We start from the raw sequence: 25,549 nt of genomic DNA, 5'->3' as shown, positions 1-25,549 counted from the left end.
TTTTTGAAGGATAAGCTTAAAAGATTATACGCGGATTTGTCCGTTTCCTTTGATGATGATTTTTGTAGATGTTAACGCCGGAAGTCCCATCGGCCCTCTCGCGTGAAGCTTTTGCGTGCTGATGCCGATTTCGGCTCCGTATCCGAATTCAAAGCCGTCCGTAAACCGGGTTGAAGCATTATGATACACGGCGGCGGCGTCAACGGCGGTCTGGAAGTAAGCCGCATGCTCGGCGTTCTCCGTCAGAATAGCTTCTGAATGGTTTGTGCCGTACTGCTGAATGTGGCGGACCGCCTCCTGTACGTCCTGCACCGTTTTCACACTGAGAATCGGCGCCAGGTACTCCGCTCCCCAATCGGCTTCTTCTGCTTGTTTCGCTTGAGGCTCCAGTCTGCAAATCACCTGGTCTCCTCGGAGCTCCACCCCTTTTTCTGTCAGCTGATTCAGCAGCTTTCGTCCGTGTTCTTCGGCCCATTTTTCATGAATCAAAAGAGATTCAATCGCGTTGCAGACCGAAGGACGCTGTGTTTTGGCATTGATGACGACCTCGCTTGCCATTTGAGGATCTGCTGACTCATCTATGTACACGTGGCAATTGCCCGCTCCGGTTTCCAACACGGGTACGGTTGATTCCCTGACCACAAGATCAATTAAATTTTTACCGCCGCGCGGGATCAATACATCCAGCCCGTCATTTAATGTAAAGAGCTGTTTGGCGGTTTCTTTGCTTGTATCTTCTATGAGCTGAACGGCATCAATCGGAAGCTTTGACAGCCCCAGTGCGCGTTTCATCACACTGACAAGCGCTATGTTGCTGTGGATGGCGGAAGAACTTCCTCTGAGCACAACCGCGTTTCCGGTTTTCAGGCAGAGTGTGGCCGCGTCTACGGTAACGTTCGGTCTGGCCTCATAGATCATGCCCACTACTCCGAGGGGCACGCGGATTTTTTCAATGGATAATCCATTCTCTTTTTGAATGGTCTCCAGCGACTCACCGACGGGATCTTCAAGACCGATTAACAGTTCCACGGCGTCCGCGATATCGAGCAGGCGTTTTTCATCAAGAGTCAGCCTGTCAATAATGTCAGGTGTCAGTCCTCTGTTCCGTCCCGCTTCAATATCTTTCTGATTCGCTGTTAAAATCAGCCGGCGTTCATTTCTGAGTCCGTCTGCAATACATTGGAGCGCTTCGTTTTTTTCAGCCGTCGTTTTCATGACCATTTCGGCAGCCGCTTCTTTTGCCAAAGCCGCCTTTTGCAATACTTCACTCATTTGTGTTCCCCCTCGTCAAATAAATTCACCCAATCATCTCTGTGAATCACTTCCACCTGCTTCGTTCCTGAAAGCTGGTCGCTCCGCTTCCCTTTGGCTTCTAAAATTTCATCGGATGAGTACTGCGTCTGCCCTTTGCCGATAATGCCCCCGGGTCCTCTGACTTCCACTACGGCCCCTTTCGGAAAACTGCCGCAGACATCGGCGACGCCGGCCGGGAGGAGACTTGACCCGTTATGGATCATCGCCTGCTCCGCTCCCCCATCAATGATGATTTCCCCTGATATCGGAGAATGAAACATGATCCATTGCCGTGTATTATTCACTGAGGACAGGTCTTTATCGCCGATATATGTGCCATCGCCTTTTCCGTCTAAAATTCCCATCAGTTTTTCCCGTCCGGAGCCGGTTCCGATAAACACCTTCACCCCGAGCGACAATGCGGTCTGGGCGGCGAGAAGTTTTGACTTCATGCCTCCGGTGCCGACCTTTGAGCCTGTTGATCCGGCATACCCGAGCAATTCTGGTGTGATGTCATTCAGATAGTCGAACCGCTTTGCGTCCGGGTTTTCATTCGGATTGGCATCGTACAGCCCGTTAATGTCTGTGAGAATCATTAATTGGTCTGCATGAATCAAACCGCTTACAAGCGCCGACAGCATGTCGTTATCACCGAACGTCAGCTCTTCAACTGATGTGGAATCATTCTCATTAATAATCGGCACGACGCCGCGCTCCAACAGTTCCATTACAGTAGCATAGGCATTTCTGTACCGCTCTCTTTTTGAGAAATCATTTCTTGTTAATAAAATTTGTGCCGGCGTCAGACCGTATCTTTTTAAATGGTCCATATATTGCTGCATTAAAAGCGTCTGGCCGACTGCGGCAGCTGCCTGCTTTCCTTTTATCGTAACGGGTCGCGACGGATAGCCGAGAGCGGAAAAACCCGCTGCCACCGCGCCTGAGGTAATGAGGATCACTTCATGCCCGTTTTCTTTTAATAAAGAAATGGCTTCCGTATGTTCCTTGATTTTTGCTTCATCAATACTTCCGTTACTGTTGGTGAGCGAGCTGCTCCCGATTTTCACAACAATTCTTTGTTTTTTCATCGTTTCTCCTCCGTGGCAATCAATCCAAACCGGCTCTCGTCAATAAAAAAAGCCCATTCCGTCCTGAAAAATAAGGACGAAATGGGCTTTCCGTGGTACCACCTTGTTTGAACGCGTTTTTCACGCGTCCCGCTTTCCTGTAACGCCAGGTTATCGCGCCTGAGTTTTCCCCTCAGGACTCCAAGGCAGGTTCGGCAGGTTTCATGCGGCAAAATGTTTCAGCGGGCCATTTTGCTCTCTGTCACAGAAAGTTCTGCGTACTGATCCTCTTCAACGCTCAATGATTTTTTTTTATTATGCAAAGAAAACAGGTTCTTGTCAAGACATTTTCATCCATAAAAAACAGTCCGCCTCCCCGGCGGACCGTCATTAATTAAATACGATCGTTTTGTTTCCGTGAACGATGACGCGGTCTTCCAGATGCCATTTTACGGCTCTTGCCAACACGCTCCGCTCAATCGTTCTGCCGATATTCTTCAGATCCTCTGCGTGATCTCTGTGATCGACGCGTTCAATATCCTGTTCAATAATCGGCCCTTCGTCAAGGTCGTCCGTCACATAGTGAGAGGTCGCGCCGATTAATTTCACTCCGCGCTCATAAGCCCGTTTATACGGATTAGCGCCGATAAAGGCCGGCAGAAATGAATGGTGGATGTTAATAATCCGATTCGGATGGGCAGATACAAAATCAGACGTCAAGATCTGCATGTAGCGGGCAAGAACGATCACATCAATCTTATACCGCTCCAGCAGCTCAAGCTGGCGCCTCTCCACTTCGGCGCGGATGTCTTTGTTAGCTTTCATGTAATGGAACGGAATATTCAGCGGTTCAACCACTTCTTTGGCCTCTTCATGGTTGCTGATGACGACCGCAATTTCGGCCATCATATTGCCGCTTTGCCATTCCCAAATCAGTTCATGAAGGCAGTGCAGCTCCTTCGATACAAAGATCGCCACTCGCTTCAGCTCACTTGCCAGAGACAGGCTCCATGTCATGCCGAATGTCTGGGCGATTGAGGCGAAAGCCTGCTGTAAGTCCTCTTTTTTCTCACGAATGCCTTTGCAGTCGAATTCGATCCTAAGAAAAAACCGTCCGCCTTCAGGGTCAGTCGTGTATTGATTTGATTCAATAATGTTTGCGCCATGTTCAAACAAAAACGCCGACACGGCCGATACAATTCCCGGCTGGTCGGGGCAGCTGACGAGCAGGCGCCCTTTTTCCTCATTCCCGCGGCGGTATTCTTTCAGCCGCTGTGTCATATATGAATTCATCTGTTTTAATCCCTCGTATCTTCATAATTCGTAACTTACTAATAGATTATACTGAAGATTTAATAAAAATCAATTTACGAAAGAATTTTCAGCCCTACGGCAGCGCATAAAATAAGCGCAATGAAAAAGATGCGCTTCGCATCCTTCTGCTCGCCGTAGAAGAGAATGCCGGCTAGTGCGCCGCCCGCTGTGCCGATACCGGTCCAGATCGCATAGGCCGTGCCCATCGCGATTGTCTCCATCGCATAAGAAAGCAGGGAAAAAGAAGCCGCAAATCCGGCGATAATGAAAAGAATCCATTTGACTTTCTTTTCTTTTTGAAATTGATTCATTAAAATCACCCCGAGCATTTCACAAAGACCCGCGGCTATCAGGCTGATCCAATGCATTACGCCTTCTCCTCCTTCGTCTCAGGCTTATCCTGTGTGACCAGCTTTAACCCGATGACGCCGATCAGCAAAACGCCGATCAGCACGATTTTCACCGGATCGGCCTGTTCTTTGAAAAGCAGGATTTCACTGAGCACGGTGCCCGCTGTCCCGAGTCCGGTAAAGACCGCATATACCGTTCCTACGGGCAGGCTGTCTGTCGCCTTGATTAATAGATAAAAACTGATGATGATTCCCGTAATCGTGCCGCTCCACGCCAGTGCCGAATCAGCATGTTTCAGGCCGGTGACCCATACCACTTCAAATACGGCCGCTATGACCACTAAACCCCATTTCATGTTCTTCACCCTTTCTGTATCCGGACAATACAAAAAAGCCCGGATAGTCGTCTCACATGAGATTGACTCTCCCGGGCTTTTTTCCCTCCGTGCGCATATGCGGGATATGTCCGCATATGTGTTTTCTCTCGGACCAGGCCATGTATGAACATGCGGAACCCTAGAAAACATGTCTGTTCGTATCATACTACATTTCGCCGAAACGTTCAACGTCAGATGTGATGTCAAAAACCGTCAGCTGCCTCTCCCATTTGGTAACGGTCTCACCGGGCACCATACCGATTTTTTCCGCGACACGGACGGAGGCAGCGTTTTCCGGATCAATCAGCGCCGCTATGCGTCCGTATTGCTGCGTATGAAAACCGTAGTCCAGACAGGCGTTCGCCGCCTCTGTCGCATAGCCGCGGCCCCAGCGGCGGCGGGCAAACATATAGCCGATTTCCATCAAAGTGTTTCCGTTTACCGTCTGCGGAACGATTCCGCATTGACCGAGAAATGCGCCTGTCTCTTTATCCTCTGCGATCCAAAGACTGACGCCGTATCCTTTCGCCAATCGTTTGTTCCAGGCAATCCATTCCTTTGTTTCCCGTCTGCTTTTAAGAGAAGGATAATATTTCATGACCTCTCTGTCGGTAAACAGCCTGTACAAATTTTCTTCATCGTCATCCCGCATAGTCCGCAGACGGATACGCCCGGTTGTCAGGATGGTGCCGGAAGACTTATGTTTCATCATGCACGCCACGTCTCCTTTCCCTGTAATAGATTATGGATCCGGCAGGAAAAGTCCTTTTTCAGCATAAAAAAACCGCTTTTTAAAAAAGCGGTTTGACGATTACCAAGGTTTATCTGTTCCGAGCGCCTCGGCCAGGGCCTTGCTGTGTTTTAAGCGGTTTTTTCGTTCTCCGGCGCGCTGAACGGCCGTATTGTGAAGCATGACTTCTTCCTCGGTTTCCGGCACGATCCGCGGAACGGGTACCGATTTCCCGTTTGAATCAAGCGCGACAAAGGTCAGAAACGACGTTGCCGCAAGCTCGCGTTCGCCCGTCATCAGATGTTCTTTAATGACTTTGACAAACACCTCCATAGACGATGTGCCGACCCATGTGACGTAAGATTCAAGGCATACGGAATCCTGTTGGCCGATGGGGCGCAAAAAATCTACAGAATCCATTGAAGCCGTGACTGTTTCACACCGGCAGTGGCGGGCCGCGGAAATTGAAGCGATATCATCAATGTAGCTCATCAGCTTTCCGCCAAACAGCGTATTGTGATTATTCGTATCAAGCGGAAAAACCCTGCTTGTTTTAACAACCCTTGTTTCTTTGCAAAATCTTGATTCTGGCAACTTCATGTTATTTAAACTCCCCTTTGGTGTCTGGTCGTTTTGACTCATTCATCTGTACCCTATTAAACAATACTTTGACCGTTTTGTCTAAAATTTTAAATATTAAGTTGGTTAGATATTCTCTCATAAATGTTTCATTATTCATCACATCCGGGAATAATAAATGCACATTGAATACCGATAGGAGGATATCACATGAACGTATCCATTCCCAAATCCACGCGGAAACCGGCTTGCCGCAGTGAGTTTGATGCTTTGCAGACAGTTATCTTATGCCGGCCGGAACACATGGCCATCAAGGATATTATTAACGGAACGCAGAAACATTTCAAACAAGAAAATATTAACATACCCGTTGCCCTCAAACAGCATAGTGAGTTTATTGACATTTTAAGATCTCACCGGATTGAAGTCGTCCTGCTTCCTGCCGATCCCGCATTGCCTGAGCAGGTATTCACCCGGGATATCGGATTTGTCTTAGGCGAGACGGCGTTTATTTCAAACATGGCGGCTTCAGTCCGGCAGGGAGAAGAAAAAGTGTTTCAAAACCTGCTTGACAATAAGAAAATCCCTTATACGCGACTGAAAAAAGCGAACATTGAAGGCGGCGACATCTTAATCGCAGACGGCACCGTTTACGCCGGGCTGAGCAAGCGCACGGATAAAGCGGCTGTCCGGGAGCTGCGGGAGGCGCTGCCGGAGATGACGGTTGTGCCGATCCCTCTCAAGGAGGATTTCTTACATTTGGACTGTGTATTTAATATGATCTCGGAAACGGAAGCGCTATACTGCAAAAATGGCTTGCGGCAGAAAGAAATTGATCTTCTCGCCGAACGTTTTGAGATGATAGAAGTGCCTGAAGAAGAGCAATTCACGCTCGGCCCGAATATCCTGTCAATCGGCAATCGGACAATTATCAGCCTGCCGCAGCACCATCACACGAACCGCGAGCTCAGAAAAAGAGGTTATACAGTCATTGAAACCGAGTTTTCCGAAATTATTAAATCAGGCGGTTCCTTCCGCTGCTGCACCTTGCCGCTGGTCAGAACATCTTAAACATTTACAAGGCAGTTTCCTTCAAGATACGTTAATATAGAGAAGACAAGACTCTAAAGGGGGAAACCGAATGGCTAAGTACATAGGATACGCGGGAACATATACAAAAGGCGGAAGCGAAGGCATTTATTGTTTTGAACTTGATACAGAAGTGAAACGGCTCAGCCGGCCGAAGCTGGCAGCAAAGCTCGGCAACCCGACATACGTCACTCCGAATTCTGATAACAGCATGCTGTATTCCATTGAAAAGGCAGACGGAAAAGGCGGTGTCGCAGCCTATCAGATTCATCAGAACAGCGGGGAATTAACTTTTGTGAACCACCAGCTGATTGAAGGCCCGTCTCCATGCCACGTCAGCATTGATGATAAACATGAATATGTGTTAACCGCTAATTACCACAGCGGAAAAGTGCACGCCTTTCCCGTCAATGAGGACGGAAGTCTGCAGGAGCCGGCTGCCGAAGCCGCTCATACGGGAACAGGTCCTCATGAAAGACAAGAGAAACCGCATACCCATTTCGCAGGCTATACACCTGAGCATAACTACATTGCAGCCGTCGATTTAGGGACGGATACGCTGTATACTTACCAAATGAAAAACGGTTCGCTCACAGAGGTGAAAACTCACTCTTTCGCACCGGGTTCAGGGCCGCGCCACATCGTTTTCCATCCGGCGGAAAAATACGCCTATGTCATGACGGAAATCAGTAATGAAGTCATCGCGCTTGAATACAACCCGACCTTAGGTGAATTCAGAGAGCTGCAGGTCATTTCCGCTTTGCCTGAAGGCTTTACGGACAAATCGCAAGGCAGCGCGATCCGCATATCTAAAGACGGCAGATTTCTTTATGCCGCCAACCGCGGACATGACAGCATCGCCATCTATAAGATCAACCAATATTCCGGTGAATTGTCTCTTATTGAATGGGTGCCGACAGAAGGAAACTGGCCGCGTGATTTCGCGTTTGACCCTTCCGAGACATTCCTTGTCGCGTCAAACGAAGAAACGGGAAATCTGGTTTTGTTTGAACGCGACTCCGAAACAGGCAGACTGACTCTGCTCCAATCTGACATTCCGGTTCCGTATCCGGTCTGCGTGTCATTTCTGCATCAGGTTTAATCAAAAAAGAAAGCTGACAATATAAAGTCAGCTTTCTTTTTTGTATAAATGGCAGGCGACAAAACGCCCCGCCTTCACTTCTTCAAGCTCAGGCGTTATCTTACCGCAGAGCTCCATCGCTTCAGGACACCGCGTCCTGAATACACAGCCGCTCGGCGGGTTAAGGGGGCTCGGCAGCTCCCCTTTCAGAATAATCCGTTCACGCTTGTCCTCAAGAAGCGGATCAGGAATCGGGATTGAGGATAAAAGCGCCTTCGTATAAGGGTGTAGCGGTTCCCGGTAAAGCGCAGCGCTTTCTGTAATTTCCATCATGCGGCCCAAATACATCACGCCGATCCGGTCGCTGATATGCTTGACCATTGATAAATCGTGGGCGATAAATAAAAATGTCAGCCCTTTCTCTTTCTGAAGCCTTTTTAAAAGGTTGACGACCTGAGCCTGTACCGACACATCCAGCGCGGAAATCGGCTCATCCGCCACGATGAATTCGGGATGCAGAGAGAGCGCTCTGGCAATCCCGATTCTCTGCCTCTGTCCGCCGCTGAATTCGTGGGGATACCGGCTGCCGAAATCCGGATGGAGTCCGACAGCTTCAAGCAGTTCATCAGCCATCATCAGACGGGCTTTTTTTGTATTGTAAAGATTGTGAATTTCCATCGGCTCCATAATAATTTCCCTTACGGTCAGGCGCGGATTTAACGAGGCGTAAGGGTCTTGGAAAATCATCTGCAGCTTGCGGAAGAAGACCGACCGCTGTTCTGCCGCGGCACGGTGTATATCCGTCCCTTCATATGATACCGAACCGGCCGTCGGGTCATACAGACGGAGAATAACCCTTCCGAGCGTCGATTTACCGCATCCCGATTCTCCGACAAGTCCGAATGTTTCCCCTCTTTTAATGTGAAAGCTGACACCGTCGACTGCTTTTACGGCTTTCTTTCTTCCTGCGTCAAAATGCATTTTCAGCCCGCTGACTTCAAGGAGCGGAGATGCCGTCATTTTCTATTCCCCCTTTTCGCTTATACAGCGGCGTACGGTGCATAATTCTTTTTCATAGACGGTTCCTTCCAAAGACAGCACTTCGATTGTTTTTCCCGTTTTCGGGGAGTGCAGCATCCGGCCGTCTCCCAGCGCCAAACCGACATGGTGGATCGCGCCTTTTCCTTCTTCATAGGCGAAAAACAAAAGGTCAGCCGGCCGGATATCGTTTACCGCCGCGCTGCATCCGGCTTTTGCTTGGTCCTTTGCATCACGGGGAAGGGTATAGCCGTTTGCTTTAAATATCGAATACATAAACCCGGAACAGTCAAACCCGAAACCGCTCAGTCCTCCCCATAAATACGGAAGCCCGAGAAACATCATGCCCGTTTCGATGACATCGGCCGCCCGTCCTTCCGTATGCCGGCACTCGTATGCGTCAGCTTCATTTACGAACCGTTCTCCGAGCGGCGTCACCACCCGGAAAAAGCCTTTCTCACGTCCTGATGCCGGAAGACGCGTTAAGAAACTTACTTCCAAGTCCGGTTCGCCGTTTGTGTGATATAAAATAGCTGTCGGTTTGGTAATCCATACTGCGGGGGAAGATGTATGAAGGCCGTCTTTTGAAAGCTGGCTTTTTTTCATCCAGCCCGGATATCCGCGCACATCCTTGTTTGAAGGCTGGCCGGGAACGGCGACAAAAGCCCATTCCCCTTCCTCTTTAAGAATGATCACCTCTTCCCCGAAAACCGCTTGCGTTTGGACAAGGTTGTCTGTGCATAATTGCAGCCGCTCTTCATATCCCATAGACGCTAACCATTTTCTGATCTGCGGCGGGTTTTCGAGCATCGGCGCATCATCCGAACGGGGAGATGACGGCAGTGTCCATACGTTGGCTGCCGCCGCTGTAACGGCTGCTCTCATCTTTTCGCCTCCTCTTGTATCGACACACCGGTAATGCCGAGACCCGGTTCATCGGGAATCGTAATCTGACTGCCGCTGTATGTAATGCCGCCTTGAATCAAATCATCTTTCAGCATAAGCGGCGCATCAAAATCAAACCTTGTCACATTCCGTTTGCCCGCGGCAAAATGAGCCGCGGCGGTGATGCCGAGCTTGGTCTCAATCATGCTGCCGACCATGCATTCCACGCCGCACGTTTCCGCCATCGCATTGATTGTTTCCGCCTGCTTTATGCCGCCCGCTTTCATCAGCTTAATATTAATTAAATCGGCGCTTCTCGTCTGCAGCACGTGAAAGGCCTGACGGGGGGTAAAGACGCTCTCATCCGCCATAATCGGCGTGTCTACGGCATCTGTGACCTGCTTCAGCCCGGCGATATCGTCTTTGTGAACAGGCTGCTCGACCAGCTCAATGCCGAGGCCGGCGTCTTCCATCTTTCGGATCGCAGTCACGGCTTCTTTCGGCGTCCAGCCTTGGTTGGCATCCAATCTCAGTTTGACGTTTCCGCCGACACGTGATCTGATCGCCTGAATCCGGGCAACATCGTCCGATATGTCACCTATGCCGACTTTTACCTTTAAAATATGAAATCCTTTGTTCACATAACGGTCTGCATCCCCCGCCATCTCCTCAGGAGAATTAACGCTGACGGTAAAATCTGTTTCCAGTGTATTCCGATAGCCGCCGAGAAGCCGGTAAAGCGGCTGTCCGTGCATTTGCGCCCATCCGTCATATACAGCCATATCCACCGCGGCTTTTGCGCTTTGATTTCTTTCCAACAGCCGGCTGATATCATACAGAACAGCTTCCGTGCCGGAAAGGCTCCGTCCCAAGAGAGCAGGCTTCAGCACATCGCGGATGGCGCTTTCAATACCGTCCGCGCTGTCGCCTGTAATGACAACCGTCGGCGGCGCCTCCCCCCAGCCAGTAAGACCGTTGTCAAAAGTGAGCTTCACAATGACCGATTCAGCATTGTAAACCGTGCGTAAAGCGGTCTTAAACGGCTTTGTCAGCGGCACGGACATCCGTCCCGTTTGAATATCTGTAATCCTCACGCCTGATCACTCCCTTCCGGAAACCCCCGATTCAATCGTTACCGCTTTAGCCGCCGTATCCATAACCGCGCGGACTCCGATCGGAACGGCGAAGCTCGGTGAACAATGGCCGATTTTAAAGCCTTTAAGCGCGGGCTTCCCTGATTTGACAATGTAATCATTCAGCACTTGCTCTAAGGTGAGGGACTTTTCTTTGTTTTTCGGTTCGCATTGGTGAAAATCACAGACCAGTATTCCGGCTGCGTCTGACAGTTTTCCGGCCATCTTTAATTGATTCAGCATTTTGTCGATTTGATACGGCTCCTCATCAATATCCTCGATAAACAGCAATTTGTCTTTCGTATCAATTTCAAACGGCGTGCCGAGCGTGGAGGTAATGAGCGACAGGTTGCCGCCTGCAAGCTCTCCCTCGGCCCTTCCGCCTGTCAGCACCTCAAGCGGAGAAATGTCCTCCGTATAGGTGAATTCCTTTTCTGTAAAAAGCTGATGATATGACGCTTTCGTCAGGGGATCAGCATTTTCAAGCCCGACATCCGTGCTCAGCATCGGGCCGTGAAATGTGACGAGCCCCGTATTTTGATGAATGGCGGTATGTAAAAACGTGATATCACTGTAGCCCCAGAAAATTTTCGGATTGCGGCGGATTAAGCCGAAATCGATGTCGGCGGCAATGCGGCCCGTGCCGAATCCTCCGCACGCGCATATCACCGCTTTGACATTCTGATCACTAAACATGTCATGGAGATCATCGAGGCGCGCCCGGTCTTCTCCCGCCAAATAGCCGTGACGGGTCTTCAGCGCCCGGCCGGGTTTCACATGAAGGCCAAGCTCATTCTCTAAAAACAGCAGCGCGGTTTGCAGCGTCCCGCTCTCAGGCGGGCTTGCGGGCGCAATCACACCGACCGTGTCGCCTTTTTGCAGTGCTTTCGGTTTATGGTTCATGACTTTTTCAATCTCCTTTCCGGATTGAAAAGTGAAACACGCCGCTCCTTTAACGGCAAAAGAGCGGCATATGTTTCCGCTGTAAGATCAGGACTTTTCCGCCCATTTCAGATCAATGTAACCGACGGGGTGCCGGACAATGCCCTTCACGCCGCTGTTCTGCAGATGCACCTGATTGTAAAAGTAAATCGGAATGATCGGAGCCTCGTTCATGAGCAGTTTTTCCGCTTTATGCATGAGCGCAAAACGTTTTTTGGCATCGGCTTCCTGTTTTGCCTGCTTGATGCAGCCGTCGTATGCCGCGCTGCCCCAGCCGGTTCGGTTCATGGAATTATCCGTCTGGAAAGCCTCAAGAAAACTGATCGGATCTGCGTAATCCGGTAAAAATGAGCTTTGAGAGAACTGGAACTTCAGCCCTTTCTGCTCTTCTAAAAAGACGTTCCATTCCATATTGGCGAGCTTAACGTCTATACCGAGCACACTTTTGAGCTTCTGCTGAATCGCTTCCGCTATTTTCTTATGCTCCGGTTTTGTGCTGTATGTCAATGTAACGGCGGGCAGCTTGTCATAATGCTCTTCCGCCATGCCTTTTTCCAGCAGTTTTTTGGCTTCTGATTCATCCGGATTTAATAAACTGCCGCCCGCTTCGCGGAAATCTTTCCCGTCAGGCTGAGTAAATCCAGGGGATACAAAGGCATGTGCCGGCTTTTCACTGTTTTTGGTCACATAATCCGTGATTTCTTTCTGATCAATCGCTGCCGCGAACGCTTTTCTGATCTTTTCATTTTGAAACGGCTCCATTTTCACGTTAAAACGATAGAAATAGAGTCCGGCCTGATCCCACGTGCGGACATTTTTTCCTCCCATCAGCTGCTCGCTCAGCTCTGCCGGCACAAAGGCGGTATCCAAATCCCCCGACTGGAACATCTGATAATCGGTATTCCGGTCACTGACCATCGCCCATGTGACTTTATCCAGTTTCACCGTCTTTTTATCCCAATACGTCTCGTTTTTGACCATCGTCATGCTGTCGTCATGCTTCCATTCCGTCAGTTTGAATGGCCCGTTGCCGACAAAAGTTTTTGCTTCAGTGAACCATTTCGGATCAGCCTTGGCGACCTTCTCATTAATCGGGAAATACGCCGGATTGGACACGACGCTCAGAAAATAATCCTGCGGTGCCGCCAATGTGACGACAAGCGTTTTTTTATCTTTTGCCGTGACTTTCACGTCTTCTTGTTTGCCTTTCCCGCTGTTAAATTCTTCCCCGCCTTTGATCATATAGCCGAGAAATGCGGAAGATGCGCCCGTTTTCGGATCGAGCATCCGTTTCCAGGCGTACACGAAGTCTTCCGCCGTAACGGGATCGCCATTTGTCCATTCGGCGTTATCACGGATATTGAAGGTATATGTCAGCTTATCAGCGGACACCTTCCAGCTTTCCGCCATGGCCGGTTCGGGCTTATTATCTTTTCCGAGCCTCGTCAATCCTTCCATGATGTTATTCAGCGGCTGCCAGGAAACATTATTAAATCCAATCGGCGGATCAAGTGAGGTCGGCTCATTTTCGTTATTGAGCCGCAGCACCGTCTCACCCTCCTGTTCTTTTGCTTTGCCGGGTTCTGTCCCCGTCTGTTCATTGGCTGTACAGCCCATCAGAGCAAACGAAACAACAGCAATCACACCGATCGCCCATCTCTTTTTCATTTCAATCCCCCTTTTTCCTCTGCTGCCGTCAGCTGCTGCTTCAGCCGCTCTGCACGGTGATCCTGAAGCCAGCAGTTGACGATATGGCTTTTGGATTTCATGGTTGTTGCCGGGTATACCTTTTCACAGACGATCATCCTGTCCGGGCAGCGGGCGGCAAACGGGCAGCCCGGCGGCGGATCGAATAAATCAGGCGGCGTCCCGTCAATCGGCGAAAGCTCACTATCCTCCATATCCAGCCGCGGCACTGAACGAAGCAGCCCCTTTGTGTATGGATGAGCCGGACGGTAAAAAATATCATGCCTCGTGCCGATTTCGGCGATTTTCCCCGCATACATGACGGCGACTCTGTCGGCGGTCTGAGCGACGACGCCGAGATCGTGTGTGATCAGAATAATAGACACGCCTGTTTTTCTTTGAATCTTCTTAAATAATTCAAGGATTTGTGCTTGAATCGTCACATCAAGGGCCGTTGTCGGTTCATCGGCGATCATAATTTCCGGCTCGCAGATCAGAGCCATCGCGATCACGATCCGCTGCCGCATGCCCCCGCTTAATTGGTGGGGGTACTGCTTCAGGCGGGATTTCGAGTCCGGGATACCGACCAGATCCAGCATGGCGAGAACTTCGGATTCAGCTTGTTTTCTTGTCATGGCGCGGTGTTCCAACAGCGCTTCTGAAAGCTGATTCCCTATGGTCAAAGTCGGATTGAGCGCCGTCATCGGGTCCTGAAAGATCATAGAAATATCGCGCCCCCGGATTGCCCGCATTTCCCGATCCGACATTTGGCAAAGGTCTTTCTGTTTAAATTGTATGCTTCCGGATTCAATCTTTGCCGAATGTTTCGGAAGAAGGCCCATCACGGCTTGTGACGTCACGCTTTTTCCGCAGCCAGATTCGCCGACGATCGCAAACGTTTCACCTTTATATAAATCGAAGCTGACGCCTCTGACGGCTTTTACAGTGCCTCCGTATGTTGAAAAAGTAACATGCAGATTTTGAACGGAAAGAACTTGCTGCGCCATTTTTCCTACCTCCTCAGTTTCGGGTCTAACGCGTCCTGCAAGCCGTCTCCAAGTACGTTAAACGCGTACATCGTCAAGGAAATGAAAAAAGCGGGGAAAAACAGCCGCCACCAATGGCCTGATAAAATCGCCGGCAGCCCGTCGTTTGCCATGACTCCCCAGCTTGCAAACGGCGCCTGAATGCCGAGTCCGAGAAAACTTAAAAATGATTCCGCAAAAATCGCCGCCGGCACCGTAAGCGTCATTTGGACAATAATGGCTCCCATCGTATTCGGCAGCAGATTTTTCTTAATGATCCGAAATGTTTTCGCTCCAAACGTTTTCGAAGCCAATACGTGTTCATCATGCTTCATCCTCAGCACCTGCCCTCTGACAATCCGCGCCATGCCGACCCATCCCGTCACGGTCAGAGCGACGATAATGGAACTGAGCCCCGGCCCCATCAGCACCATTAACAAAATGACAACGAGCAGATAAGGCAAACCGTAGAGAACCTCGATGATTCTCATCATGGCGCTGTCTGTCCGGCCCCCTTTGTAGCCGGCGACGCCTCCGTAGATAACGCCGATCAAAAAGTCAATCAGCGCCGCCATCACACCGACAAATAAAGAGATCCTCGCTCCGTACCATGTTCTTGTAAACACGTCCCGGCCAAGTTCATCGGTTCCGAACCAGTGTGAAAAAGACGGCGGAAGATTCTGCTCGGCGAGCGTCTGCCTTGTCACGCTGTGCGGTGATATCAGCGGACCGAACACAGCCGCTAGAAACAGGCAGCATAATATCACAAGTCCGGCCATCGCCAATTTGTTCTTTTTAAGCCGCCGCCACGCATCCTGACTGTAAGACAGGCTCGGACGCTTGACCGACTCGGTTTCACCCTTTCTTTCCGCGCCCGGCTGAAACCAGTCATCAGGCACTTCTGTGTGTTTTACCGTTTCTTGCGGGAGATTCATCAGGATCACCCTTTCTTATGAAGTTTTATGCGCGGGTCTAACAGGCCGTATGCCAAATCAACCAGAAACAGCAGGACGATCAGAATCACACTGTAAAATACGGTCGTTCCCATGATGACCGGGTAATCACGCTGATTGATGCTTTCTACGAAATATTTGCCCATTCCCGGTATGGCAAAAATTTTCTCGATGACGAAACTGCCCGTTAAAATACTTGCGGCAAGCGTCCCGAGTACTGTCACAACAGGCATAAGAGCGTTTTTCAACGCGTGTTTGATCACAATTTTGACGGGAGAAAGCCCCTTTGCTTTTGCCGTGCGGATGTAATCCTGAGTCAGCACTTCGGCCATGCTTGATCTTGTCAGCCTCGCGATAATGGCCATGGGACCGACGGCAAGCGCAACAGTCGGCAGGACCATGTGAACGGGACTCGTCCAGGTAGCTGCCGGAAACCATTTCAGATGAACCGCAAATTGCTGAATCAGCAGTGTAGCCATAATAAAATTCGGAATGGAAATCCCGAGCACCGCAAGGCTCATAGCCGCGTAATCGAGAAATCCGCCGCGCCTGAGAGCGGCCATTATGCCGAGCGCGAGCCCGGAAATAACAGCGATGATGATCGCCGTTATCCCAAGCTCAAATGAGACCGGAAACCCGCGTTCAAGCATAGCGTTTACACTGTCTGACGGTTTTTTAATTGAAGGACCGAAATCAAAGGTAAGAATGGATTTTAGATAGATGGCGTATTGAGTGATAAGAGGTTCGTTCAGATGGTAGTAGGATTCGAGATTTCGCTGGACCGCTTCGTTTGTGCCCCGCTCTTCGTTAAAAGGCGAGCCGGGTATCACTTTCATCATGACAAATGTCAGAGTGGTGATGACGAGGACGGTCATCATCATGGCGATAAAACGTTTGATAAAATACCGCAGCAATGCCGTTCACCCCTTTAACAGAATGTTGTTCTCATGGCGAGTTCTGTCATGACGAGCATGGCCTGATAGGCTTCCGGCATGTCTTTTGCCTGAAATTGAACGATTGTCGTTCCCGGGATGATTTCTGTGCCCGGCATTAAATGGGCCCATTCAGCCTGTCCGTAGTTGGCAAATTCAATGCCTAATACAGGTCTTTCAGGCGGAGTCAGCGGTTTGACCTTATCTTTATTTTTGAGCGCATAGGCTGTTTTTTCCGTCAGGAGCCGTCCGGCTTTTTGAGGGGACAGGCATTTGACCGCGGTTCTTGAAATGGTTTGTTTGACGGCGGCAGTCGTCACATTCGGGATCAGCTCCTCCGCTTCTTTTGCGGCGCAATCATCTCCGGCAGCCATGATGACCGGGACATCGTAAAATCCCGCGAGATAGGCATTTAACCCCAGTTCACCGACCGGCTTATCATTTATGTAAAAGTGGCGGACGCCGAATATCATGCTGTGCGACATAACGCCCGGCATCGACGCTCTCGCATGATAGCCGATAAACATCACGCCCGAATACGATTCATCAAGCCCCTGCATCATGGAAAACGGCTTGACATCCCCCGTAATCAGCTCTGCCTCAGGGTGAAGTTTTTCCGCGAGCAGATTATTCATCTTTGAGTGGCTGTCATTCACGGTCACTTCCGTGCATCCGTTATTAAACGCTTCTGCGATGCACCAGTTCGCTTCTTCGGTCATCAGAACCCTGCCGCGCTCATAATTGTGCATGCGGGAATTGACAAATGTTTCATCAGGCAGTCCGGAAATCCCTTCCATATCCACAGATAGATACAGTTTCATATAATGCCTCCTTTTTTACTTAAAATTTCGATATTAAATTATGAATATTCTAACAAATTATATTAAAAAAGGATGAAACATGCAATATACCATTCTGCCATTATGGGAAAAAACAAACCCTTTTCACCGGGAAAAGGGTTTGCTGATAGAAAAAGTTACATACTGTTTTTGCTTATATGATGACGCTGAAACTGTCTGACCGCACTTCTGTATTCATGATCGGGAATGACCTGATGCCTGATCGGTTCAGGGGCCTGCGGCGAAGGCTCTTCAGCCGCCTGCTTACGGACGGCATGCGGTTTATGCGCCAGCTTATGCCCCATGCCGGTCGCATTCATGACAAATGATAAACACACTAAAAGCAAACTTAAGATGAAAGCAATAAGAAACAAATCGCTGTATGTCCCCATCAGCAGGTCATGCGGCGATTGTGTGCCGCGCGCGCCCCGAAGCGTGCCGGAAGCATCTCTTTTCGTAAAATACCCTATTAAAACAGGTGCGCCCATATAAATGAACAGCCTTAAAAACTGAACTGCCGTCATGCGTTTCACCAGTTCCGGAAGCGGTCCGCCCAACGCGGCTCCCATCAGTCCGGCTGCCACAATAAGCCCTGTCCCGGCCGCCAGCATCACGAAAAGCCCCGCAAATAGAATAAGCGGTATATGATGATCTGCCGTCATCCATTGGAAATTCACGAACACCAGTATAACAGAGCCTGTTATGCCGAGCATGCCCGGACCGACTTTATCATATGCTAATGCACTGATGACAGCGGCGATGGCCACGCCTCCTAAAAGGCTCGCATAAAGGAATATCTGTTGAGTTTGTGACATATGATATGCGGTCTGAAGCTCCCCGTGAAATGCAGAAAGACTGACCGCTATGGAAATACTGCCCGCAGCGATCATGAAAACACCCAGAATCGGCTTTGGAATCAGCATAAGTTTAATCGAAATCAGCGCATGTTCGTTTCTGTACTGCATGATCAGCAAGATCAGAAGAATGACGATGCTTCCTCCAAATCCCGCCAATGTCTGCCATGATGAAAAGCCCCATTTCGGCAGATGAATAAATGTATAGGCGGTCAGCACGGCTGATACACCCGCTAACAGAAAACCGATGCCGTCAAATGGAGATTTTTCAGCATTTTTATGAGCGTCATCCCGCAGCCACATATAACTGAAAATGAGGCCGAAAAAAGACAGCAGGCCAAAAATGCCGAACAGCCAATGCCAATGGCCGGCGCTTGCCGCCGCCGTGCCTAAAACGGTCCCCATAATGACGGAACCGTAAAATCCGCCGATTAACACAAATAATGCGTAATTCCGGCGCTCAATCGGAAACGAAAGCACCAGCATCGGAATCATAATCATCAGCATAGTGCCCGCCGCAGCTCCCTGTAAAAAACGGCCCGCGGCGAGCGGATAAATATCATTTGTCACAGCAGCAAGGAGCGCTCCGATGACACCCGCGGCCATCGAAATCATATAGACAGGCCGAGAGCCGAATCTTTTTCTTAAATACGGCCCCGCCGGCACGAATAAGGCAAATGCCATATTACCGATAATAATCGGATGAAAAGAGTCAAAGTTTTCCCCGCCGACCGTCTGCCGGACAAGGCTTTGGACAGCCGAAAGAGCGGTATTCGACATCAGCCCCGGCCCGACCGCCAATACAGCAAGCAGAGAAATGATCCAGTGATGTTTTTCTTTCATGTGACAGCTCCTTTCTGACTATTTGACAAAGTGAAAAAGCTAACAGATTTCCCCCATTAGCTTGACAGAATTTTCGTATCTTTTCATGTGAAGGATTGAACATAATATTCATTTATTATTTCAAATCCGATGGAAATTGTCAATATAAAGCGCCGCCGTCCGATTTCGTCTTTTTCACAATTTCCCACAATCTTTTCATTATTATCCCACACTTTTTGTTTAAGATGGAGTCAGTAATAATAGGCAAATCATGCTATGATGAAATAGAGAAACGGAGTGAACATGATGGATAACTATCGTGATGAAAATCGGACAGACCAAAAAGAACAGGAAGTCCTTTTAGTAAAAGAAAACCCGCAGCCGGCCGGATATTCCGCGCCGGACGAGGACAAGAAAAAACGAAGCTTCGGCTGGTTCAGACCGCTTCTCGGCGGAGTGATCGGCGGAGGGCTCGCCCTCGGCATCTATACATTTACGCCGCTTGGAGACCATCAGACTCAAGATACTTCCAATCCGGCTCCCGCTCAGGAAACGTCATCGGTAACCGCCAAGCAGACATCTTCTGATTCCGGCAGCGGCAAATCGGCAAACAGCTCATCGGCAAATTCAAGCAGCATTTCGAATATGGTGGAAGACATTTCACCGGCGATCGTCGGAATCACCAATCTGCAGAAGCAGCAAAGCAGTTCCGATTTGTTCGGATTCGGATCAAGCTCAGATTCAAACTCCAATTCATCGGGTGAAGATGCGGAAACGGGATCGGGTTCAGGCGTTATTTTTAAGAAAGCAAACGGCAAAGCGTATATTATTACGAATAACCACGTGGTCGAAGGCGCCTCTTCCCTTAAAGTGTCATTATATGACGGCACCGATGTAACAGCTAAACTCGTCGGCAGCGACTCTCTGACAGACTTGGCCGTTTTAGAAATCAGTGATAAACACGTGACAAAAACGGCAAGCTTCGGCAGCTCATCCGCTCTCAGAACGGGTGAATCCGTGATCGCCATCGGTGATCCGCTCGGCAAAGACCTTTCCCGCACCGTCACACAGGGCATCGTGAGCGGCTTAAACAGAACCGTCTCGATCTCTACGTCAGCCGGTGAGTCAAGCATCAACGTCATCCAAACCGATGCCGCCATCAACCCCGGAAACAGCGGCGGACCGCTCTTGAATACAGACGGCAAAATCATCGGCATCAACAGCATGAAAATCAGCGAAAGTGATGTAGAAGGCATCGGCTTTGCCATCCCGAGCAACGATGTAAAACCGATCGCCGAAGAGCTTCTCACGAAAGGACAGGTGGAGCGCCCTTATATCGGCGTGAGCATGATCGACTTGGAACAAGTGCCGCAAAACTATCAGGAAGGCACACTCGGGCTTTTCGGCAAACAGCTGAATAAAGGCGTTTATATTCGCGAAGTGGCGCAGGGCTCACCTGCAGCCAAAGCCGGATTAAAAGCAGAAGACATCATTACCAGCTTAAAAGGGAAAGAAACCGACACGGGCAGCGAACTTCGCAATATTCTCTACAAGAATACGAAAGTCGGCAGCACCGTTGACGTGAAGATTATCAGAAACGGCAAGGAAATGACGAAAAAAATGAAACTGACTCAAAAAGAAGAAACATCTTCTTAACAAAAATCCAAGGCAGCCGCCTTGGATTTTTTATATACGGATGAAACTTTAGGCCTGGATCAGCCGTATGACTTAGTGTACAAAGGAGGATACACACACATGAAACAAACCGGACTTTTGCTGGTCGTTATCGGCCTGATCTTACTGCAGCTGAGCATTCAGCTTCCTCAGCAAAACGCTGCTTGGGGAATGACGCTTGGCGCAAGCATTTTACTGAACCTTTCGGGAACCGGACTGATCATGCGCTCTCTGCACACGCAGACCGGCCGCAGATGAATAAAAAAGCACCCTGTCCGCTGGCCGGACAGGGTGTTTCGGTTAAGACATATGCTGGTCCCGATAAATCTTTTCGTTTTTCATGCCGTACGCTTTTTGCACAATATAGAGCGGACGGTCTTTTGCTTCGTCATAAATCCTTCCGATATATTCGCCGATCATTCCGAGCATTAATAGAACGATGCCGCTGAATAACAGCTGTATCACAATCAGAGAGGACCAGCCCGTAATGGTGCTGTTCGTAAACAGCTTCATGTATAAAACGATAAACATATAGAGAAAACCCGCTCCGGACATGATCATTCCCGCATAGCTTGCCGCCTTGAGCGGTTTATGAGAGAACGTTGTGATTCCGTCCATGGAAAGCTTCAGCATTTTTTTAAGCGGGTATTTCGTTTCCCCCGCAAGCCGCTCATCTCGTTCATATTCTACAGCAGTCTGCTTAAAGCCGACCCAGCTGACGAGTCCTCTGACAAAAGGATTTTTTTCTTTTAACCTTTTCATCTCATCACAGACTTTTCTGTCCAGCAGGCGGAAATCTCCGGTGTCGAGCGGAATATCAATATCAGTCACGCTCCGCAGCAGCCGGTAAAACATAGAGGCCGTCTGTTTCTTGAAAAAGGTTTCTCCCTTTCGTTTCGTTCTGACGGCGTACACCACATCGTAGCCTTCTTTCCACTGCTCAATCATATCAAGGATTAATTCAGGAGGGTCCTGCAAATCGGCGTCAATGACGGTGATTGCATTCCCCTCTGCATAATCCATACCCGCTGTGATCGCGATCTGATGTCCGAAGTTTCTGGAAAAATCAATAATTTTCACTCTCGGATCAATCAGACTTTGCTCTCTTAAAATCTCAATACTGCGGTCTTTGCTTCCATCATTGACAAAGATCAATTCATAATGCTCTTTTGTTTGATCCATGACTTCTTTCAGGCGCTGATAGGTTGTCTGAATGACGAGTTCCTCGTTATAAACCGGGACGACTATTGAATATTGAATATGTCTGCTCATGTTTTTTCCTCCTATTCATCAGATTGAAGTTCGTATAGTGAAGCTGATTGATTCATTCCGCCCGGCCCGCCTCTCATTCGGCTGTTTTTACCCGCGGCCTTGCTGCTTTTTGTATCAGCTGCATCATGATTTTTCGTTTTCTGATCTGTGCTTGATTGCCATTTATCTGAAGATACTTTCTTTCCGTTTTTCTCAACCCACTGCACAATATCGTTATTTCCGCCTTTGCCCATTCCGGATGTTAAGAAGTATTTTACTTTCCCTTGTTTTACTAGCTTTTTAAATTGAGTCAGCGTAATGGCCGGGTCAGACCCGCTGAATCCGCCGATCGCCATGACCGCTTTTTTCGTTTTAATAATGTAAGGCGCCGCCGTGTTGGAATCGGTTGTAGCAAATAGATAGTCCGCTCCGGCGTTATGTTTCTCTAAATAGTTGATCAGTTTTGTATTGACAGATGCGTTATCCATTCCCATGCCTTTTCCGCTTGTTGAAGCGAGCTGAGGGCCTGTTTCAGGCAATGAGCTGTTGCCTCCGTACAGAAGAGGTGTGCTCGCCCAATAAATCGGCATCACCATCAAGACGAGAAGGGCTGCAAGTGAAACATAGTAACTGAGCGGTTTTTGGCGCTGTTTGAATACGAACAGGGCGATTGCTGCCACTGCGCCGAGAACGCCTGCTCCGATGCTCCAGCCTGCGCTGATTTGATCATTGTAGTTTCTGAGGATAAACAGCTCAAATCCGGTTGTCACAAGAATAGCGGCCGGCAATAGCCAAGTTTTCCATCCCGCCTGCTTGCGGTACAGATGAACGAGGGCGACCCATCCCGCACCGACAAGTGCCGCGATCGGAGGCGCCAGCATAATGAGATAATAATGGTGGAAAAATTCTGCGACACTGAAGAATCCGGCAATCGGCACAAGCCACGCTGCCCAAAAGATCGTTTCCTTCTGTTCTGCTGATAATCGTCTTCTTTCTCTCGCCCCGGCGATCAATAAACCGGCCATTCCAAAAATCGCAAACGGCAGGAGCCAGCTGATCTGATCAGATAATTCCGTTTGGAAAAGACGCAGCGGACCAGGGGTTCCCGTACCGAACATTCCTGAACCTGATTGCATTTTCGAGCCGGTGCCTGCACCGCTTTTTCCTCCGCCAGGACCGCCTTTGCCGCCATCTCCGCCGCTTGGAGGGCCTTCTTGATCGCCGCTTGGCATTTTCCCGTTAGATGGAGGTGCCGTCATACTGCCGTTTTGTGATTTGTCTCCGCTTGCTGAACTGCTGCTTGAAGACTGGCCAGGCGGTTTTTGCTTTTGTGAAGAACTGCCGGAAGAAGACATCTCTTTCGATGCGTTTCCGCCCGGCCCGCCTTGGCCGCCGCCGGAACTTTGCCCTGTCAGCCGCTGAATCCCGTTATATCCGAAAGCCAATTCCAATACGGAGTTTGTCTGGCTGCTTCCGACATATGGCCTTTTGCTGGCAGGAATATTGTCAACAATGAGCGGCCATGACAATGAAACGGCTGTTAAAACGGCTAACGCGCTTACCAATGAAATGATTTTTTTCTTAATCGTGGTGTTTGCCGCAATCATATAGAACAGTAAGAAGGCCGGCAAAATCATATAAGCCTGAAGCATTTTTGTGTTAAAGCCTGCTCCGACGACAAAAAATGCCGCCAAAAGCCAGATCAGTCTGCCTTTTCTGATCGCTTTAAAGAGAAGCCATGTGGCGAACAAGAGGAAAAAGACCAGTAAAGCATCGACATTGTTCGTCCGCGCGACCGCTACTGCGATCGGTGTACACGCCATGACAAATGAGGCGATGCGCGCCGCCGTTTTTCCGAACGTCGGCTTTATTAATAAGTACATGAATAGAACTGAACCTACACCCGCCAATGCCTGAGGCAGGATGACGCTCCACCCGTGCATACCGAATATCAGCGCGCTGATCGTTTGTATCTGGTATGTAACAGGCGGTTTATCTACCGTGATAAACCCGGCTGCGTCAAATGAAGCGTAAAAGAAATTATGAAAGCTTTGAAGCATACTCGTTACCGCTGCGGTGTAATAAGGATTCACCGTATCGTCATTCCAGATGTTGTACATATTCAAGAATGCGGAAGCGAGTAAAATGAGAATTAAGACTGCGTCTATCTCGCGTTTTTTCATTTTCACCTGTGTTTTCACTCCTTTTGTTTAACTTTGAACAAGTGTAACAACCAAATGTGAAAAATTTATTAATAAACAAAGACAATTATTTTGCCGTTTACAAATAGGTAAAAAGAATGACAAAACGGGTAAAAAATCAAAAAAAAGATGCCCCCGTCAAGCCGGAAGGCATCTGTCATGATTTCTAATTTACTGAATCGGTTTCAGCCGCGCTTCTATTTCAGAACGGCGGTGTTCGAGATAAGGCGGGAGCGCAACCGTTTTGCCCAGCTCTTCAGGTTTTTCATCAACCATAAATCCCGGACCGTCCGTTGACAATTCAAACAGAATTCCGTTCGGTTCCCGGAAGTACAGCGCTTTGAAATAATAACGCTCTACAATGCCTGAGTTGCTGAAACCTTCTTTCGTAATGATGCGGTGCCATAAAGCAAGCTCCTCTTCATTCTGAACGCGGAAGGCCACATGGTGCACGCTGCCTTTTCCAGGACGCTCGCGCGGAAGATCGTTTCTTTCAATGAGATGGACTTCTGTACGCGCGCCTCCGTTTCCGGATTCGAGCACCGTAACCGCGCCCCGGTCTTCATGCGTTTCTTTCCCGATTTCAGTGAAGCCCAGCACATCGGTTAACACACGCAGCGTCGGTTCTGCATACGGGACGGTCAATTCAACGGGACCAAGACCGCGGAAAGAATATTCTTCCGGTATACCGCTTTGCTTCACCGCTTCACCGATGTCTTTTCCTTTTTCGTCAGCTGTCAGCACAAGCCGCTGTCCTTCATGATCCTGAAAAGCGAGTGTGTCCCTGCCCGCTATTTTCACGATCTCACTGTGAGAGACCTGATGCTCTTCAAATCGTTTTTTCCAATATTGCAGCGCTTGTGCATCCGGGACACGCAGGCCGATTGAAGAAATACTGTTTGTCCCCGCATGAAACGGCGCAATCCGCGGAATCTCGAAAAACGTCAATTCAGATCCCGGATTGGCTGTTTCATCACCGTAAAACAAATGATACATCGTCGGTTCATCTTGGTTTACGGACTTTTTCACAAGCTTCAGTCCCAGGATGTTCCGATAGAAATCTAAATTTTTCTGCGCATCAGCCGTCAATGCTGATACATGGTGTATTCCATTAACTTTCATTATGTTATCCTCCAGTCAATTATCTCGATTTCGAGATATTTTATATATACAATTTATGTTATCCGGATCGTAAAGTCAACCCATCTGCTTCACAGACGGTCTGCAGACTGCCGCTCCCTAAATAACGAACCTTAAATATAAAAAAACCATTAATGTTCGCTTTTAAAACAGAATTTTTTCCTTCTCAAAAGCAGAAACCTTTATCTTTTAGGCAAAACGACAAAATCAGAAAATTTATTTTATTCGTGTTTCAGCAATTAGGGTTTACAATATGGAAAATAGTTTTTTCAGCATGACGATTTTACATCTGGA

The 25,549-nt window shown here is 49.0% G+C and carries 24 protein-coding genes and 1 riboswitch; of the genes, 4 read left to right on the top strand and 20 right to left on the bottom strand.

Going from position 1 to position 25,549, the window contains the following annotated elements; all coding sequences use genetic code 11:
* Positions 1-24 precede the first annotated feature (24 nt).
* From proA to HWY38_RS07670, 7 genes are all read right to left on the bottom strand, one after another.
* A complete protein-coding gene (gene proA, locus HWY38_RS07700) occupies positions 25-1,272 on the bottom strand; it encodes a glutamate-5-semialdehyde dehydrogenase (RefSeq protein ID WP_224181597.1) in 1,248 nt (415 codons plus the stop codon).
* Positions 1,269-2,381: a glutamate 5-kinase gene (proB, locus tag HWY38_RS07695; protein ID WP_038457763.1), complete on the bottom strand. Its 1,113-nt coding sequence runs from the start codon at positions 2,379-2,381 to the stop codon at positions 1,269-1,271. The genes proA and proB overlap by 4 nt, the downstream gene beginning before the upstream one ends.
* Positions 2,382-2,750: 369 nt before the next feature.
* Positions 2,751-3,653, bottom strand: a complete 903-nt coding sequence (purU, locus tag HWY38_RS07690; RefSeq protein ID WP_007407234.1) for a formyltetrahydrofolate deformylase — start codon at positions 3,651-3,653, stop codon at positions 2,751-2,753.
* Positions 3,654-3,727: 74 nt separating this feature from the next.
* Positions 3,728-4,042, bottom strand: coding sequence for a DMT family transporter (locus HWY38_RS07685; RefSeq protein ID WP_007407235.1), 315 nt, complete (start codon positions 4,040-4,042; stop codon positions 3,728-3,730).
* A complete protein-coding gene (locus tag HWY38_RS07680; protein WP_007407236.1) occupies positions 4,042-4,380 on the bottom strand; it encodes a DMT family transporter in 339 nt (112 codons plus the stop codon). The genes HWY38_RS07685 and HWY38_RS07680 overlap by 1 nt, the downstream gene beginning before the upstream one ends.
* Before the next feature lie 66 nt (positions 4,381-4,446).
* Positions 4,447-4,555, bottom strand: a riboswitch (guanidine-I (ykkC/yxkD leader).
* Between the two features lie 12 nt (positions 4,556-4,567).
* The gene (locus HWY38_RS07675; RefSeq protein WP_044802884.1) at positions 4,568-5,113 is read right to left on the bottom strand and encodes a GNAT family N-acetyltransferase; all 546 of its coding nucleotides are present in this window, start codon (positions 5,111-5,113) and stop codon (positions 4,568-4,570) included.
* Positions 5,114-5,212: 99 nt separating this feature from the next.
* Entirely contained in the window at positions 5,213-5,731 is a 519-nt protein-coding gene (locus tag HWY38_RS07670) for an acyl-CoA thioesterase (RefSeq protein ID WP_021493808.1), read from the bottom strand.
* A 189-nt stretch (positions 5,732-5,920) separates the two neighbouring features.
* On the opposite strand from HWY38_RS07670, the gene HWY38_RS07665 reads away from it, so the two are divergent.
* Together HWY38_RS07665 and HWY38_RS07660 are read left to right on the top strand one after the other, a co-directional pair.
* Positions 5,921-6,781 (top strand): dimethylarginine dimethylaminohydrolase family protein, encoded by an 861-nt coding sequence (locus HWY38_RS07665; protein ID WP_224181596.1) that lies wholly within the window; start codon positions 5,921-5,923, stop codon positions 6,779-6,781.
* Between the two features lie 70 nt (positions 6,782-6,851).
* The gene (locus tag HWY38_RS07660) at positions 6,852-7,901 is read left to right on the top strand and encodes a lactonase family protein (RefSeq protein ID WP_224181595.1); all 1,050 of its coding nucleotides are present in this window, start codon (positions 6,852-6,854) and stop codon (positions 7,899-7,901) included.
* A 27-nt stretch (positions 7,902-7,928) separates the two neighbouring features.
* On the opposite strand, the gene HWY38_RS07655 is transcribed toward HWY38_RS07660, so the two are convergent.
* The 10 genes from HWY38_RS07655 to HWY38_RS07610 all read right to left on the bottom strand — a co-directional run bounded on the left by HWY38_RS07655 (position 7,929) and on the right by HWY38_RS07610 (position 19,010).
* Positions 7,929-8,900 (bottom strand): ABC transporter ATP-binding protein, encoded by a 972-nt coding sequence (locus HWY38_RS07655; protein WP_032874640.1) that lies wholly within the window; start codon positions 8,898-8,900, stop codon positions 7,929-7,931.
* A 3-nt stretch (positions 8,901-8,903) separates the two neighbouring features.
* Positions 8,904-9,803 carry a C40 family peptidase gene (locus tag HWY38_RS07650; RefSeq protein WP_224181594.1) on the bottom strand — a complete coding sequence of 300 codons (900 nt, stop codon included), beginning with the start codon at positions 9,801-9,803 and terminating at the stop codon, positions 8,904-8,906.
* Complete coding sequence (locus HWY38_RS07645) at positions 9,800-10,867, bottom strand: dipeptide epimerase (RefSeq protein WP_263433310.1); 1,068 nt, start codon at positions 10,865-10,867, stop codon at positions 9,800-9,802. The genes HWY38_RS07650 and HWY38_RS07645 overlap by 4 nt, the downstream gene beginning before the upstream one ends.
* A gap of 36 nt (positions 10,868-10,903) precedes the next feature.
* Positions 10,904-11,839, bottom strand: coding sequence for an LD-carboxypeptidase (locus tag HWY38_RS07640; RefSeq protein WP_263433303.1), 936 nt, complete (start codon positions 11,837-11,839; stop codon positions 10,904-10,906).
* 87 nt (positions 11,840-11,926) lie between these two features.
* A complete protein-coding gene (locus HWY38_RS07635; RefSeq protein ID WP_224181592.1) occupies positions 11,927-13,546 on the bottom strand; it encodes a peptide ABC transporter substrate-binding protein in 1,620 nt (539 codons plus the stop codon).
* The gene (locus tag HWY38_RS07630) at positions 13,543-14,571 is read right to left on the bottom strand and encodes an ABC transporter ATP-binding protein (RefSeq protein WP_007610859.1); all 1,029 of its coding nucleotides are present in this window, start codon (positions 14,569-14,571) and stop codon (positions 13,543-13,545) included. The genes HWY38_RS07635 and HWY38_RS07630 overlap by 4 nt, the downstream gene beginning before the upstream one ends.
* A 5-nt stretch (positions 14,572-14,576) precedes the next feature.
* Complete coding sequence (locus HWY38_RS07625) at positions 14,577-15,524, bottom strand: ABC transporter permease (RefSeq protein WP_024085201.1); 948 nt, start codon at positions 15,522-15,524, stop codon at positions 14,577-14,579.
* A 5-nt stretch (positions 15,525-15,529) separates the two neighbouring features.
* Positions 15,530-16,456 carry an ABC transporter permease gene (locus HWY38_RS07620; protein ID WP_224181591.1) on the bottom strand — a complete coding sequence of 309 codons (927 nt, stop codon included), beginning with the start codon at positions 16,454-16,456 and terminating at the stop codon, positions 15,530-15,532.
* A 14-nt stretch (positions 16,457-16,470) separates the two neighbouring features.
* A complete protein-coding gene (locus HWY38_RS07615; RefSeq protein ID WP_007407248.1) occupies positions 16,471-17,295 on the bottom strand; it encodes a M55 family metallopeptidase in 825 nt (274 codons plus the stop codon).
* Between the two features lie 155 nt (positions 17,296-17,450).
* A complete protein-coding gene (locus tag HWY38_RS07610) occupies positions 17,451-19,010 on the bottom strand; it encodes an MFS transporter (RefSeq protein WP_224181590.1) in 1,560 nt (519 codons plus the stop codon).
* A gap of 285 nt (positions 19,011-19,295) precedes the next feature.
* On the opposite strand from HWY38_RS07610, the gene HWY38_RS07605 reads away from it, so the two are divergent.
* Both HWY38_RS07605 and HWY38_RS07600 read left to right on the top strand, forming a co-directional pair.
* Positions 19,296-20,645, top strand: a complete 1,350-nt coding sequence (locus HWY38_RS07605) for a S1C family serine protease (RefSeq protein ID WP_224181589.1) — start codon at positions 19,296-19,298, stop codon at positions 20,643-20,645.
* A 99-nt stretch (positions 20,646-20,744) separates the two neighbouring features.
* Entirely contained in the window at positions 20,745-20,921 is a 177-nt protein-coding gene (locus HWY38_RS07600) for a hypothetical protein (protein ID WP_170919534.1), read from the top strand.
* Between the two features lie 42 nt (positions 20,922-20,963).
* Here the strand turns inward: HWY38_RS07600 and HWY38_RS07595 are convergent, their stop codons facing one another.
* From HWY38_RS07595 to HWY38_RS07585, 3 genes are all read right to left on the bottom strand, one after another.
* Positions 20,964-21,935, bottom strand: coding sequence for a glycosyltransferase family 2 protein (locus HWY38_RS07595; RefSeq protein WP_224181588.1), 972 nt, complete (start codon positions 21,933-21,935; stop codon positions 20,964-20,966).
* An 11-nt stretch (positions 21,936-21,946) separates the two neighbouring features.
* Complete coding sequence (locus tag HWY38_RS07590) at positions 21,947-24,103, bottom strand: glycosyltransferase family 39 protein (RefSeq protein ID WP_224181587.1); 2,157 nt, start codon at positions 24,101-24,103, stop codon at positions 21,947-21,949.
* A 183-nt stretch (positions 24,104-24,286) separates the two neighbouring features.
* The gene (locus HWY38_RS07585) at positions 24,287-25,237 is read right to left on the bottom strand and encodes a ring-cleaving dioxygenase (RefSeq protein ID WP_224181586.1); all 951 of its coding nucleotides are present in this window, start codon (positions 25,235-25,237) and stop codon (positions 24,287-24,289) included.
* Positions 25,238-25,549 lie beyond the last annotated feature (312 nt).

Origin of the sequence: Bacillus sp. KS1, from assembly GCF_020075515.1 — a bacterium.
Taxonomy (GTDB): Bacteria; Bacillota; Bacilli; order Bacillales; family Bacillaceae; genus Bacillus; species Bacillus velezensis.
Note: the sequence above shows the minus strand (reverse complement) of the source record. Positions and strands in the feature narration are given on the sequence as shown.